This window comes from Agromyces sp. NPDC057865 (assembly GCF_042796995.1).
Lineage (GTDB): Bacteria > Actinomycetota > Actinomycetes > Actinomycetales > Microbacteriaceae > Agromyces.
This window is the reverse complement of sequence record NZ_JBHVMJ010000001.1, coordinates 655786-668707: the sequence shown is the minus strand read 5'-3', so window position 1 is coordinate 668707 and position 12922 is coordinate 655786. Positions and strand designations below refer to the sequence as shown.

Here is a 12922-nt window from a genome sequence, read left to right as displayed (position 1 = left end):
GGATCCGTGCGGATCACGGTGCTCGCGGGCGGGGTCGGAGGCGCGCGCTACGTGCGCGGCGTGCGCGAGGAGGTCCGACGGCGGTGGCCCGACGCGAGCGGCGGGAGCGACGCCGTCGTCGACGTCGTCGTGAACACCGGCGACGACCTGTGGCTCGCCGGCGTTCGGCTCATGCCCGACTTCGACTCGCTGCTCTACGCGCTCGCGGGCGTGAACGACGCCGAACGAGGATGGGGCCGCGCGGGGGAGACCGAGCGCGTCGCCGCCGAGTTGCGCGAATGGGGCGTCGGCTGGCCGTGGTTCACGCTCGGCGACCTCGACCTCGGCACGCACCTGGCCCGCACCGCGTGGCTGCGCGAGGGACGCACGGTGTCCGAGGTGACCGAGCGCCTGCAACTGCGCTGGCCCCTCGGCGTGCACCTGGTGCCGGCGACCGACACCGAGGTCGACACGCACGTGCTCGTGGCCGACCCCGACGAGATCGACGGCGAGCGCGAGCTGCATTTCCAGGAGTGGTGGACACGGTACCGCGCGAGCCTGCCCGCCATCGCGTTCCGCCAGCGGAACCTCGACGTCGCGCGGCCGGCCCACGGCGTGGTCGAGGCGATCCTCGGTGCCGACCTCGTGCTCGTCGCGCCGTCGAACCCGGTCGTGTCCATCGGCACGATCGTCTCGATCCCGGGCATCCGCGAGGCGATCGCCGAGACGCATGCGCCCGTCGTCGGCGTCTCGCCGATCATCGGCGGCAAGGTCGTGCGCGGCATGGCCGACGCCTGCCTGCCGGCGATCGGCGTCGCCACCACGGCCGAGGCGGTCGGCCGCCACTACGGCGCGCGCAGCGCGGGCGGCCTGCTCGACGGCTGGCTCGTCGACGAGTCGGATGCCGCCGCGGTCGACGCGCTCGCCGGCACCGGGCTCGTCGCGGCATCCGTGCCCCTCTGGATGCGCGACCTCGACACCTCGGCCGCCCTCGCCGGCGCCGCGCTCGACCTCGCCACGCGGATCCGCGAGTCCTGATCGCACGGGCGTGCGCCACGTCCGACGACGGCAGTAGAATGACGACGACCCCTCGGTCTGGATCTGACCGATGCGTGCAGCCCGGGATTGGGCCGCGAGTCGCCGACCTCGTCGGAATCACACTTGCCTGCGTCCCGGAGACTCCATGCCCGTATCCTCGTCCCGCGTGCGGCGGTTCGCCCGCACGGCGCCACTCGTCCTCGTTCCCCTCGCGGCGGTCCTGCTCGCCGGCTGCGCGGCCGGCGCCGCCTCCACCGGCGGTGAGGGGGGCGACGCCGCCACGGATGCCGCGGCATCCGGCTACCCGCTCACCATCGACAACTGCGGCACCGAGGTCACCCTCCAGTCGGCCCCTGAGCGCATCGTCGCCATCAAGTCGTCGACCGCGGAGCTGCTGCTCGCGCTCGGCCTCGAGGACCGCATCGTCGGCACCGCCTTCAGCGACGGGCCGGTGCCCGACGAGTACGCCGCCGCGGCCTCGGGCATCGACGTCCTCTCCGACAAGGTGCCCTCGCAGGAGGTGACGCTCGCCGCCGAGCCCGACCTCGTGTTCGCAGGCTGGGAATCGAACCTCACCGCCGAGGGCGCCGGCGACCGGGCGACGCTGCAGCAGCTCGGCGTCGCGACCTACGTCGCGCCCGCCGCGTGCAAGGAGGCGGGCTACATGCCCGACCCGCTGAGCTTCGACGGCGTCTTCGCCGACTTCGAGCAGGCGGGCGCCGTGTTCGGCGCGCCGGACGCCGCGGCCGACCTCGTGGCCGACCAGCGGGCCGCGCTCGACGCGATCGAGCCGAGCGACGACGACCTCCGGGCGCTCTGGTACAGCTCGGGCGACGACATCCCCTACGTCGGCGCCGGCATCGGCGCGCCGCAGATGATCATGGATGCCGCGGGCCTCACCAACGTGGCCGCCGACGTGCACGACTCCTGGACGTCGATGGGCTGGGAGGCGATCGTCGCCGCGAACCCCGACGTGATCGTGCTCGTGGACGCCCCGTGGAACACCGCCGCGTCGAAGATCGCGAAGCTCGAGGCGAACGCGGCCACGGCCGCGCTGCCCGCCGTGCAGCAGCGGAAGTACCTCGTCGTGGACTTCCCGTCGACCGAGGCCGGCGTGCGCAACGTCGGCGCGGTCGCGTCGCTCGTCGAACAGCTCGGAGAGCTGGGCTACTGATGCCACGGACCGCCGAGGGTCGGGCCGCGGACGCGCTCCGCGTCCCGGAGACCGCTCCCCCCACGGAATCCGGGTCGGCCGCATGGCCCGCCCGGCCCTCGGCCTCGATCCACCGTCCGGGACCCGGCGAGGGCGGCCCGCGCCGCACCCGCACCGGACTCCGCACGGGCGCGTGGGCGGCGGCGCTCGGCGTGCTGCTTGCGGCATCCGTCGTCGTCGCCGTCACCATCGGGCCGGCCGGGCTCAGCCCCGCCGACGTCTGGGCGAGCGTGCTCGCGCACCTCGGCATCGGCGAGCCGACGCTGTCGCCGCTGCGCGACGGCATCGTGTGGCAGCTGCGGATGCCGCGGGTGCTCACGGCCGCGGCGGTCGGCGCCGGCCTCGCCCTCTGCGGCGCGGTCATGCAGGCCCTGACGCGCAACCCGCTCGCCGACCCGTACCTGCTCGGCCTCTCGTCGGGCGCGTCGGTGGGCGCGGTGCTCGTCATCGTGCTCGGCATCGGGCTCGTGCTGCCGCTCGCGGCCTTCGGCGGCGCCCTCGTCGCGCTCGTCGCGACCCTCGCACTCGCGGGAGCGGGCTGGGGCGCAGGAGCAGGCGGCAGGGCTGGCAGCGGCGGCGGCTCCCTCACCCCGACGCGCACCGTGCTCGCGGGCCTCGCCGTGTCGGCCGTCTTCGGCGCCGTCACAAGCCTCGTCATCTTCTGGAGCGCCACGGGCGACAGCTATCGCGAGATCCTCAACTGGCTGCTCGGCTCGCTCGCCGGCACCGACTGGACCTCGGTCGCGATCGCCGGCGGTGCGATGCTCCTCGTCGGCCTCCCGCTCATCGCGAGCGCCCGCACGCTCGACGCGTTCGCGTTCGGCGACACGGCGGCGGCCGCCCTCGGCGTGCACGTCGGCCGCAGCAGGGCGCTGCTGCTCGGCGGCACCGCACTGCTCACGGGCGCGCTCGTCGCGGTGAGCGGGGCGATCGGATTCGTCGGGCTGATCCTCCCGCACGCCGTGCGGTTCCTCGTCGGCTCGCGGCATCGCGCGCTCCTCCCGCTCTCGGCGCTCGCCGGCGCGATCTTCCTCGTCTGGGCGGACACGGGCGCTCGCACGGTCTTCGATCCGCGCGAGCTGCCGGTCGGCATCCTCACCGCCCTCATCGGCGGGCCGGTCTTCGCCGTGCTCATGCTCCGCAACCGGAGGCTGGCATGATCGCCCCGCATGATCCGTCGCGACCGGAGGCCGGCATGACCGATCCGGCGGACCGCCGCGAGCTGCACGCCGACCGCGTGCGCTTCACGCGCGGACGCCGGCTCATCATCGACGACGTCGACTGCACCGTGCCGGGCGGGTCGGTCGGCGCACTGCTCGGCCCCAATGGCGCGGGCAAGAGCACGCTGCTGCACCTCATCGCGGGGGTCGAGCACGCGGATGCCGGCGCAGCGCGCCTCGGCGACCGCGACCTCGCCGCGCTGCGGCGTCGCGATCGTGCCCGGCTGGTCGCCCTCGCCGAGCAGGAGGTGCAGGATGCCCCGGGCCTCCGGGTCGCGGAGGTCGTCGCGCTCGGCCGCACCCCCTACCTCGGCGCGTTCGCCGGCCCCGACGACCGCGACCGGGCCGTCGTGCGCCGGACCCTCGACGACCTCGGACTCGTGGGACTGGCCGACCGCGACTACGCCACGCTCTCGGGCGGCGAGCGCCAGCGCGTGAACCTGGCCCGCGCCATCGCGCAGGAGCCCGAGCTCCTGCTGCTCGACGAGCCGACGAACCACCTCGACGTGCACGCGCAGCTCACGACGCTCGGGCTCCTGCGCTCGCTGGCGCGCGACGGGCTCACGGTGCTCGCGGCCCTGCACGACCTCTCGCTCGCGGCGGGCTACGCCGACCACGTCGTCGTGCTGGCCGAGGGCCGCGTGCGCGCGGCGGGCGCCCCTGGCGCGGTGCTCACGCCCGCTCTCATCCGCGACGTCTGGAGCGTGGAGGCGACCGTGCTCCAGCACCCGGCGACCGGGCGCCCGCTCATCGCGTACTCGGAGGTCGCCGGAAGTGCGGCCGCGGCATCCGACCGGCACGGGGCATCCGCTCGGGCGTAGCCTTGACCGCATGGACACCGACGCCATGAACGAGGTGACCGACCGGCAGCTGCTGCTCGACTGGATCGCCGACGAGTTCCTCCACAACTCGTGGGCGGGCCGACGGCTCGTCGCGGTCGAGGGAGCGACGACGGGGCCGGCGGCACGCTTCGCCGACGACCTGGCCGGCGTGCTCTCGGCGCGCGGGCAGGTGGTGGTGCGCCGCTCGCTGGGCGAGGTCGACGAGCCGACGCTGCGGCGCGAGACGATCGAGCCCTTCCGGGCAGGCACGCTCGAGGGTGCCGAGGGCGCCGACACCGTGCTCGTCGTCGACGGCATGCGCCTGCTGAACGACTCGGTGCGCGGCATCTGGCACTTCTCGATCTGGACGCTCGTCGGCGAGGAACTTCCGCACTCGGGCGCGAACGTCATCGTCGACGACACCGACGAGTCCCGGCCGATGCGGTACTTCTACGACTACTGCAAGCTCCCGCCGAGCTTCGGCGAGCGCCGGGAGGCTACGACAGCACGTCCTTCGTGAGGAACCGCCCGACGGCGAGTGCCCCGAACACGACGAGGTAGCCCGCCTGGAGCAGGGCGTTGTCGACGAACGAATCCCACACCATGGGCTCGCGGAGCAGGTCGGCGAAGCCCAGCCAGTAGTGCGTGAACAGCCACGGATGCAGCCACTCCAGCTGCGGCAGCACGTCGAGGATCTGCGACACCACCGCGAGGATCGCCGTGGCCGCCATGGCGCCGACGGGCACGGTCGTGAGGGTGGAGAGGAAGAGCCCGATCGCGGACATGCCGAGCAGCGAGACCGTGACGTAGGCGGCGATCGCGAGGAAGCGCACCAGGGCCTCGCCGACGGTCACCGTCGCGCCCGAGAGCAGCGTCACGGGCCCGATCGGGAACAGCAGCCAGCCGACGAGCGTCCCGACGACCACCACGGTCAAGGTCGCGGCCGCGCAGAACGCGGCGGCGGCGAGGTACTTCACGAGCAGCAGCCGCACGCGCCCGGCCGGCGCGATGAGCAGGTACCGCAGGGTGCCGTGGCTCGCCTCGCCGGCGATCGTGTCGCCCGACACGACGCCGATCGTGAGCGGCAGGAACAGGGGGATCGCCACGATGAGGGAGGTCATGCCGACGAACAGCCCGTTGTTCGTGATCTCGCTGAGGAACGCCGGGCCGCGACCGTTCGGCGCCGGGCCGGCGAGGATGAGCGCCACGCCGATGAGCACCGGGATGGCCGCGAGCGCCGCGAGCATCGCCCAGGTGCGCAGCCGACGGAAGAGCGTGAGCAGCTCGGAGCCGAGCAGCCAGACGGTGCCGCCGCCCGGGCGCCGGGCGCGCACTTCGGCGTCGACGGCGGTGTCCTGAGCCGGTCGAGCGGATGCCGCGGCGACGCGCTCCTCGGCCCGCTCGACGGATGCGCCGGCCGCCGCCTCCGCCTCACTGGACAACGTCGAACCCCTCCCCCGTGAGCTCCACGAACCGCTGCTCGAGGCTCGCGTGCACGGTCTCGAAGCCGCGCACCCGCACGCCGGCGCCCACGAGCGCAGCGACGACCGCCTCGGGCGCGGTGCCGCCGAGCCGCGCGGTCACGGCGCCGGCCGCGGCCCCGGTGTCGGCCGCGACGTCGGTATCGGCCCGCCCGTCGACCTCGGCGTCGACCGCCCCCTCGCCCAACACCCGTGCCAGGACCTCGCGGGCCGCCGCCACGTCGGCCGTGCGCACCCGCACCCGGGCCTCGCCCTCGTCGCGGAAGTCGTCGAGCGTCCCCTGCGCGACGAGCCGGCCCGCGCTCATCACGCCGACGTGCGTGCAGACCTGCTCGACCTCGGCGAGCAGGTGGCTCGACACGAACACCGTCGTGCCGTCGTCGGCGAACGAGCGGATGAGCGCGCGCACCTCGCGCGTGCCCTGCGGGTCGAGTCCGTTCGTCGGCTCGTCGAGCACGAGCAGCTCGCGCCGCATGAGCAGCGCGTTCGCGATGCCGAGGCGCTGCTTCATCCCGAGCGAGTACGCGTGCACCCGCTTGCGCGCGGCGTGCGAGAGGCCGACGCGGTCGAGCGCCTCGGCCACGCGGTGGTCCCGGCTGCGCCGCGGTGCGTGCCGGTCGGCCGCGTCGAACCGGCGCAGGTTCGCCGCCCCCGACAGGTACGGCGAGAACGCGGGTCCCTCGACCAGCGCCCCGACCCGCGGCAGCACCGAGTCGACGTGGCGAGGCATGGCGGCGCCCAGCACGCGCGCGTCGCCCGCGTTCGGCGCGACGAGGCCGAGCAGCATCCGGATCGTGGTTGTCTTGCCCGAGCCGTTCGGACCCAGGAAGCCGAACACCGAGCCGCGCGGCACCGCCAGGTCGATGCCGTCGACGGCCACCTGCGAGCGGAAGCGCTTGGTGAGGCCGTGCGTCTCGATGGCGAGCTCGGACGTCGGCGCGGCCACGCTGCGGCCCGTCAGCCGGCGCTCGAGGCGACGGCGAGCAGGTGCTCGGGGGTCACGGCTCCGCCGAAGACGCGGCCGTCGTCGGTGATCAGCACGGTCGCAAGCGAGGTCGAGATGATGCGTCCGCCCGCGACGCGCTGGGTGATCGAGTCGAGCAGTGTCGAGGCGTCGGCGAAGCCCTCGGCGCCCTCGGCGCCCTCGGCTGCCCCGGTGCCGGAGTCGGCGGCGTCACCGGACGCGCTGCCCTCGAGCATCGACGCACCCGCAGCGTCGGCGGGCAGCTCGACGACCGTCGACCAGCCCGAGCCGTGCACGACCGGCCGCGGCATCCCCTCGGCCTCGCCAGCGGCGCCAGACTCGGCGTCGGCCTTCCACTGCTCGACCTCGGCGACGGTCGGCACCGGCACCTCGTGCTCGGTCACCGTCGCACCGTCGGGCGGGGTGAACGCGAACACCGAGGCATCGGGCGCCGCGAACGACACGTCGGTGAAGGCCACGCTGAATGCGGGCTTCTCGGCGCCCGCCGCGGTGACGGATGCCGCGAGCGCGACGCCCGTGTCGGCGTCGATCGCGACCGACACCTCGCCGACGAGCGTGGCGTCGTCGCGCGGAACGAGCACCAGCTCGTACGCGTCGCGTCCGGCCACGCGGCCGTCGGTGCCGACCGAGACGTCGGTCGTCTCGTCGAGTCTCGCGAGGGCCTGGTCGAGCACTTCCTCGGGCGTCGGCAGCGTGCCGACCTCCGCCTCGAGCTTCGCGCGCACCTCGTCGGCGTGCGACTCGGCCTCAGCTTTCAGCGCGTCGAGCGCCGCCTGGTCGACCGTCACGTGCGTGGCCGACTGCTCGCGCGAGTCCCAGAGCCACACGCCCTCGCCCTTCGCGACGTAGACGTCGCGCTCGCCGAGGCGGTCGAGCACCTGCAGGCGCGCGTGCGATCCGTCGACGTAGACCTTGGCGGTGTGGTCCCCCGTGATGAGGGAGAGCAGCTCGTCGATGCCGGCACCGGATGCCGCGTCGCCGTCCTCGCCGCCGTCCGAGCCCTCGGCGCCGGGCGTGGCCGAGGCGGGACCGCCCATGCCGCCGGTCAGGCCCGAGAGATCGGGGAGCCCCAGCTCGGACGTCTGCTCGACCGTGCCCGACATCGCCTCGACGTCGCTCGACGAGGCGAGCTCGAGCAGCTCCTTCGGCGTCAGGTCGGGGAGATCGACGGCGGCGTTCGCCTGCAACGGCACGAGCACGACGGCGGCGCCGATCACGATCGGCGCGGCGATGGCTGGGATCCAGCGGGCGAACCTGCGGGACGCCCCGGTGTCGCGGGGGCGCATGCCCTCAGGCTACGCCTTCCCGCGACATCCGCACCCGGTCGGCGGCGAACGCTCAGGATCGACGATCGCGCCCGAGCCGACGACGCATCCGGGGCAACCCATTGCCTCACGGCGTGCCCGGGGTCTACGGTGAGGGGCACTGTCGTGTGTCACCAGTTCGGGGGGTACGCTTATGGTCACCGTCGATCGTCGCCGTTCACTTCGCCACGCGGGCATCGCCCTCGCGGCGGCCACCTCGCTCGGCATCCTCGCCGCAGGCGCGCCGGCATCCGCCGTGCCGGCCGCGCCGGCCGCCGCTCCAGCGGGCGCGGTCGCGACCGGGCGGCCCGCGCCCGCAGCGCCGTCGACCTCGACGGGCTACGGCGGCGCGGTCTCGTCGGTCGACGCCGAGGCGAGCAACATCGGCCTCCAGGTGCTGCGCGCCGGCGGCAACGCCGCGGATGCCGCGGTCGCGACGGCGGCCGCGCTCGGCGTCACCGAGCCCTACAGCTCGGGCATCGGCGGCGGCGGGTACTTCGTGTACTTCGACGCGGCGTCGGGCGAGGTGACCACGATCGACGGACGCGAGACGGCGCCCGACGGCATGGGCCCGAACGCGTTCATCGACCCGGCCACGGGCCAGCCGTACGCCTTCGCCCGCGCCGTCTCCTCCGGCCTCTCGGTCGGCGTGCCCGGCACGCTCGCGACCTGGGAGACCGCACTCGACCGCTTCGGCACCGACTCCCTGCGTGAGGCGCTGCAGCCCGCGATCGTGTTGGCGAACCGCGGCTTCACGGTCGACCAGACATTCCGGCAGCAGACCCTCGACAACGCCGCCCGGTTCGCGCAGTTCCCCGACACGGCCGCGCTCTTCCTCCCGGGCGGCGATGCGCCGAAGGTCGGCTCGACGTTCAAGAACCACGACCTGGCGCAGACGCTGAAGCTCATCGCGCAGCGCGGCACCGACGTGTTCTACGACGGCCCGCTCGCCGAGGAGATCGCCGACGTCGCGCAACGGCCTCCGCTCGCATCCGACGCGACGATCAACCCGCCTCCCGGCGTGATCACGGCGGAGGATATCGCCGCCTACGAGGTGCTCGAGCAGGCCCCCACCCATGTGGAGTACCACGGCCTCGACGTCTACGGCATGGCGCCGTCGTCGTCGGGCGGCACGACGGTGGGAGAGTCCCTGAACATCCTCGAGGACTTCGACCTCTCGGCCGACGACCAGGCCCAGGCGCTCCACCTCTACTTCGAGGCCACCGCCCATGCGTTCGCCGACCGCAATCGCTACGTCGGCGACCCCGCGTTCGTCGACGTGCCCACCGAGACGCTGCTCAGCCAGGAGTTCGCCGACTCCCGCGCCTGCCTCATCGACCCGGCGCAGGCGCGCCCGAAGCCCGTCGCACCGGGCGACCCCGCGGCCACCGGCTGCGAGGCGGCCGCCGCCGCAGCGTCCGACGGCCAGGGCGTCTCGACCACGCACCTCTCGGTCGTGGACCGCTGGGGCAACGCGGTGGCCTACACCCTCACCATCGAGCAGACCGGCGGATCGGGCATCACCGTTCCCGGGCGCGGCTTCCTGCTCAACAACGAGATGACCGACTTCAACTTCACGCCCACCTTCGTGGGCGACCCGAACACGCCCGCGCCCGGCAAGCGCCCGCGCTCGTCGATGTCGCCGACCATCGTGCTCGACGATGGCGAGGTGCGGTACGTGCTCGGCTCGCCCGGCGGCGCCACGATCATCACGACGGTCGTGCAGATCCTGCTGAACCGCTTGGACCTCGGCATGACCCTGCCCGAGGCGGTCGCGGCGCCGCGCGCCTCGCAGCGGAACGCCGCCACCACCCCGGCGGAACCGGCCTTCATCGCGGCCTACGCCGACGACCTCGCACCGTTCGGCCAGGTGCTCGTGCCGGTACAGGGCACGAACCCGAGTCCGTTGGCAGCGGAGATCGGCGCGGCTGCGGCGATCGAGGTCGGCGCCGACGGCCTGCTCACCGCGGTCGCCGAGCCGGTGCGGCGCGGCGGCGGCACGGCGCTGGTGGTGAAGCCCGCCGGCTGACGCCCCGAGACCGGGGCGGGGGCCGGGACACCCCCGCCCCCGTGGTCGATGCACACCCGAGTCACCCCGATTCGCTCCGGACGTCGTATCCCGGCGCGATTCGGGGTGACTGGGCGCGGTCCGGGGGCCTCTGCCGCTACCGCGCGCGCAGGCGCGGCGCCAGGTCGCGCTCGAACAGCTCGAGGAACCGCCGCTGGTGGTGCCCCGGGGCGTGGAACACGAGGTGGTCGAAGCCCCAGTCGATGTACTGGCCGATCTGCTCGACCACCGCGTCGGGGTCCGACCCGACGATCCAGCGCCCGGCGATCTCCTCGATCGGCAGGGCGTCGGCGGCGCGCTCCATCTCGACCGGGTCCGTGATGTCGTGCTTCTGCTGCTTGGAGAGTGACAGCGGCGACCAGAACCGGGTGTTCTCGAGTGCGGCCTCCTCGGTCTCCTCGTACGAGAGCTTGATCTCGATCATGCGGTCGATGGCGTCGTACCCCGAAGCGCCCGGTCCCTGAGCCGGTCGAAGGGCGGCGCCCTCCTTGACCGCGGGGATGAGCTGGTCGACGTAGAGCTCGGCGCCCTTCCCCGACGTGCAGATGAAGCCGTCGCCCGCACGCCCGGCGTACTTCGCCACGGTCGGCCCGCCGGCCGCGATGTAGACGGGCACCGGCACATCCGGCCGGTCGTAGATCGACGCGTCGTGGGTCGAGTAGTACTCGCCCTCGAAGTTCACGCGCTCGTCCTTCCACAGCGCGCGCATGAGCCGCACGGCCTCGCGCAGGCGGGCGAACCGCTCGCGGAACTCGGGCCAGTCCTGCTCGCCGGCGCCGCGGAAGCCCGTTGCGATCTCGTTGAGCGCCTCGCCCGTGCCGAAGCCCGCGATGATACGTCCCGGGTAGAGCACGCCGAGCGACGCGAACGCCTGCGCCAGCACGGCCGGGTTGTAGCGGAACGTCGGCGTCATCACGCTCGTGCCGATCCGCACGGTCGACGTGCGCTCGCCGACCGCGGCCATCCAGGTCAGCGAGAACGGCGCGTGCCCGCCCGTGTGCCGCCACGGCTGGAAGTGGTCGCTCGTCCACACCGACTCCATGCCGTGCCCCTCGGCCGCGACCGCGATCTCGACGAGCTCGCGGGGGTCGAACTGCTCGGCCGAGGCCTTGTATCCGAGAGTGAGCGTCATGTGGTTCCCTTCCGATCGGCGAGGCGCGCCACCACTTCTGCGGTGTGGTCGCCGACTCCATGGTGCAGCACGGTTTCGAGGCCGTCGACGGTGTCGACGTCGCGAGTGAGTCCCGGTGCGTCGGATGCCGCGAGCTCGACGAACCCTGCGGCCGCGTGCCGCTCGGCGGATCCGGGCCCGAACCGCGGGTCGAAGGCGACGCCGGTGCCCGCGGTGGCGAGCGTGGTGCCGGTGCCGTCGGCGTCGCGCACGAAGGCGAGCGGATGCCGCGACGCCGCGTCGAGCGCCCGCTCGAGCTCCTCCGGGCGCAGGCCGGGCAGGTCGCCGAGCAGCACCGCGACCGCCACGGGCGACGCCGACCGCGCGTGCGCGACGCCGTGCCGGATCGCCGGAAGCAGGCCCCGCTCGGCCGTCGCGTCACCGTCGGCGCCCGGCTCGACGAGGAACTCCGCGCCGTCCGCGAGGTCGGAATCGTCGCCGACCACGATCACCCGGTCGACGGAGGCCGCGGCGCGGGCGGCCGCGATGGTGTCGAGCGCGAACGCCCGCGCCAGCTCGGCGCGCGCGGCATCCGCCACCGCCGGCGTCAGCCGGGTCTTGCCAGCGGCGGGCGCCTTCACGGGGATGACGACGGTCCAGCGCTGGCCGGCCTCGGCATCCGGTGCAGCGCTCATGCCCGCAGCCCCGGCAGCACATCGCGGCCGAAGGCCTCGAGGAACTCCGCCTGGTTGCGACCGACGTTGTGCAGGTAGATGCGCGTGAAGCCGAGGTCGAGGTGGCGCTGGATGTCGGCGCGATGCACGTCGACGTCGGCCGAGACGACCATGCGGCCGGCGAAGTCCTCGGGGCGCACGGTGCGGGCGAGCTGGTCGAACTCGTAGGGCGAGCGGATGTCGCTGCGCGGGAACCGCATGCCGCCGTTCGGCCACTCGACGAGCGCGTTGCGCATGGCCTCCTCGTCGGTCGGCGCCCATGAGAGGTGCAGCTGCACGACCTTCGGCATCGTACGCGCGTCGCGTCCGACCTCTCGCGCGCCCTCGGTGAAGCGCTGCAGCAGCGGCGCGAGCCGGTCGGTGGGCCCGCCGATCGTGATGAACCCGTCGACGCTGCGGCCCGCCCGGCGTGCGGTCACGGGGCCGGATGCCGCGACGAGGATCTCGGGGGCGGCGGGCGGCATCGTCCAGAGCCGCGTCGACTCGAGGCGGAAGTGCGGGCCCGAGTGACGCACGTCGCGGCCGGCGAGCGACCCCGCGAACAGCTTGCGGATCACGTCGACCGCCTCGAACATGCGGTTGATGCGCTCGGGCGCCTCGGGCCAGTACTTCCCGACGACGTGCTCGTTGAGCGCCTCGCCCGAGCCGATGCCGAGCCAGTGCCGCCCGGGGTAGAGCGCGCCGAGCGTCGCGCTCGCCTGCGCGACGACGGCCGGATGCATGCGGAACGTGGGGGTCGTCACGCCGGGGCCGAGGTCGCCCGTGGTGCGCTCGCCGATCGCCGCGAGCACGCTCCACACGAACGACGACTCGCCCTGCGCCGGGACCCACGGCTGGAAGTGGTCGGTCGCCATGACCCCGCGGAAGCCGTGCGACTCGGCGAGCGCGGCGAGCGCGACCGCCTCGACGGGCGGGAACCGCTCGAGCATGGCGGCGTAGCCGATGTGCGCTGACACCCCTCCATCCTG

At 74.0% G+C, this 12922-nt stretch carries 12 protein-coding genes; 6 read left to right on the top strand and 6 right to left on the bottom strand.

The annotated features are described in order from the left end of the window. Nucleotides 1–6: 6 nt before the first annotated feature. The 5 genes from cofD to ACFVN5_RS03075 all read left to right on the top strand — a co-directional run bounded on the left by cofD (nt 7) and on the right by ACFVN5_RS03075 (nt 4791). Nucleotides 7–1017 carry a 2-phospho-L-lactate transferase gene (cofD, locus tag ACFVN5_RS03095; protein ID WP_376953159.1) on the top strand — a complete coding sequence of 337 codons (1011 nt, stop codon included), beginning with the start codon at nt 7–9 and terminating at the stop codon, nt 1015–1017. A gap of 145 nt (nt 1018–1162) precedes the next feature. Beyond that, a complete protein-coding gene (locus ACFVN5_RS03090) occupies nt 1163–2191 on the top strand; it encodes a putative F420-0 ABC transporter substrate-binding protein (RefSeq protein WP_376953158.1) in 1029 nt (342 codons plus the stop codon). Then, nucleotides 2191–3390: a putative F420-0 ABC transporter permease subunit gene (locus ACFVN5_RS03085; RefSeq protein WP_376953157.1), complete on the top strand. Its 1200-nt coding sequence runs from the start codon at nt 2191–2193 to the stop codon at nt 3388–3390. The genes ACFVN5_RS03090 and ACFVN5_RS03085 overlap by 1 nt, the downstream gene beginning before the upstream one ends. 35 nt (nt 3391–3425) lie before the next feature. Further along, nucleotides 3426–4271 carry an ABC transporter ATP-binding protein gene (locus ACFVN5_RS03080; protein ID WP_376953156.1) on the top strand — a complete coding sequence of 282 codons (846 nt, stop codon included), beginning with the start codon at nt 3426–3428 and terminating at the stop codon, nt 4269–4271. A gap of 10 nt (nt 4272–4281) precedes the next feature. Further along, nucleotides 4282–4791, top strand: coding sequence for a hypothetical protein (locus tag ACFVN5_RS03075; RefSeq protein ID WP_376953155.1), 510 nt, complete (start codon nt 4282–4284; stop codon nt 4789–4791). Here the strand turns inward: ACFVN5_RS03075 and ACFVN5_RS03070 are convergent. From ACFVN5_RS03070 to ACFVN5_RS03060, 3 genes are all read right to left on the bottom strand, one after another. Continuing rightward, entirely contained in the window at nt 4769–5605 is an 837-nt protein-coding gene (locus tag ACFVN5_RS03070; protein ID WP_376954300.1) for an ABC transporter permease, read from the bottom strand. The genes ACFVN5_RS03075 and ACFVN5_RS03070 overlap by 23 nt on opposite strands. A gap of 97 nt (nt 5606–5702) precedes the next feature. Further along, nucleotides 5703–6698: an ABC transporter ATP-binding protein gene (locus ACFVN5_RS03065; RefSeq protein ID WP_376953154.1), complete on the bottom strand. Its 996-nt coding sequence runs from the start codon at nt 6696–6698 to the stop codon at nt 5703–5705. Nucleotides 6699–6709: 11 nt separating this feature from the next. Further along, a complete protein-coding gene (locus tag ACFVN5_RS03060) occupies nt 6710–8023 on the bottom strand; it encodes an outer membrane lipoprotein carrier protein LolA (protein ID WP_376953153.1) in 1314 nt (437 codons plus the stop codon). A gap of 172 nt (nt 8024–8195) precedes the next feature. Between ACFVN5_RS03060 and ggt the strand changes: the two genes are divergently transcribed. After that, nucleotides 8196–10070: a gamma-glutamyltransferase gene (gene ggt / locus ACFVN5_RS03055; RefSeq protein WP_376953152.1), complete on the top strand. Its 1875-nt coding sequence runs from the start codon at nt 8196–8198 to the stop codon at nt 10068–10070. Nucleotides 10071–10206: 136 nt separating this feature from the next. Here ggt and fgd read toward each other — a convergent pair whose 3' ends face one another. Genes fgd through ACFVN5_RS03040 form a run of 3 tightly spaced genes read right to left on the bottom strand, consistent with a single transcriptional unit; the run spans nt 10207 to nt 12910 of the window. Beyond that, nucleotides 10207–11241 carry a glucose-6-phosphate dehydrogenase (coenzyme-F420) gene (gene fgd, locus ACFVN5_RS03050; protein ID WP_376953151.1) on the bottom strand — a complete coding sequence of 345 codons (1035 nt, stop codon included), beginning with the start codon at nt 11239–11241 and terminating at the stop codon, nt 10207–10209. Beyond that, nucleotides 11238–11915, bottom strand: a complete 678-nt coding sequence (gene cofC, locus ACFVN5_RS03045) for a 2-phospho-L-lactate guanylyltransferase (protein WP_376953150.1) — start codon at nt 11913–11915, stop codon at nt 11238–11240. Before cofC ends, fgd begins: the two co-directional genes overlap by 4 nt. Then, a complete protein-coding gene (locus tag ACFVN5_RS03040) occupies nt 11912–12910 on the bottom strand; it encodes a TIGR03557 family F420-dependent LLM class oxidoreductase (RefSeq protein WP_376953149.1) in 999 nt (332 codons plus the stop codon). The genes cofC and ACFVN5_RS03040 overlap by 4 nt, the downstream gene beginning before the upstream one ends. Between the last annotated feature and the right edge of the window lie 12 nt (nt 12911–12922).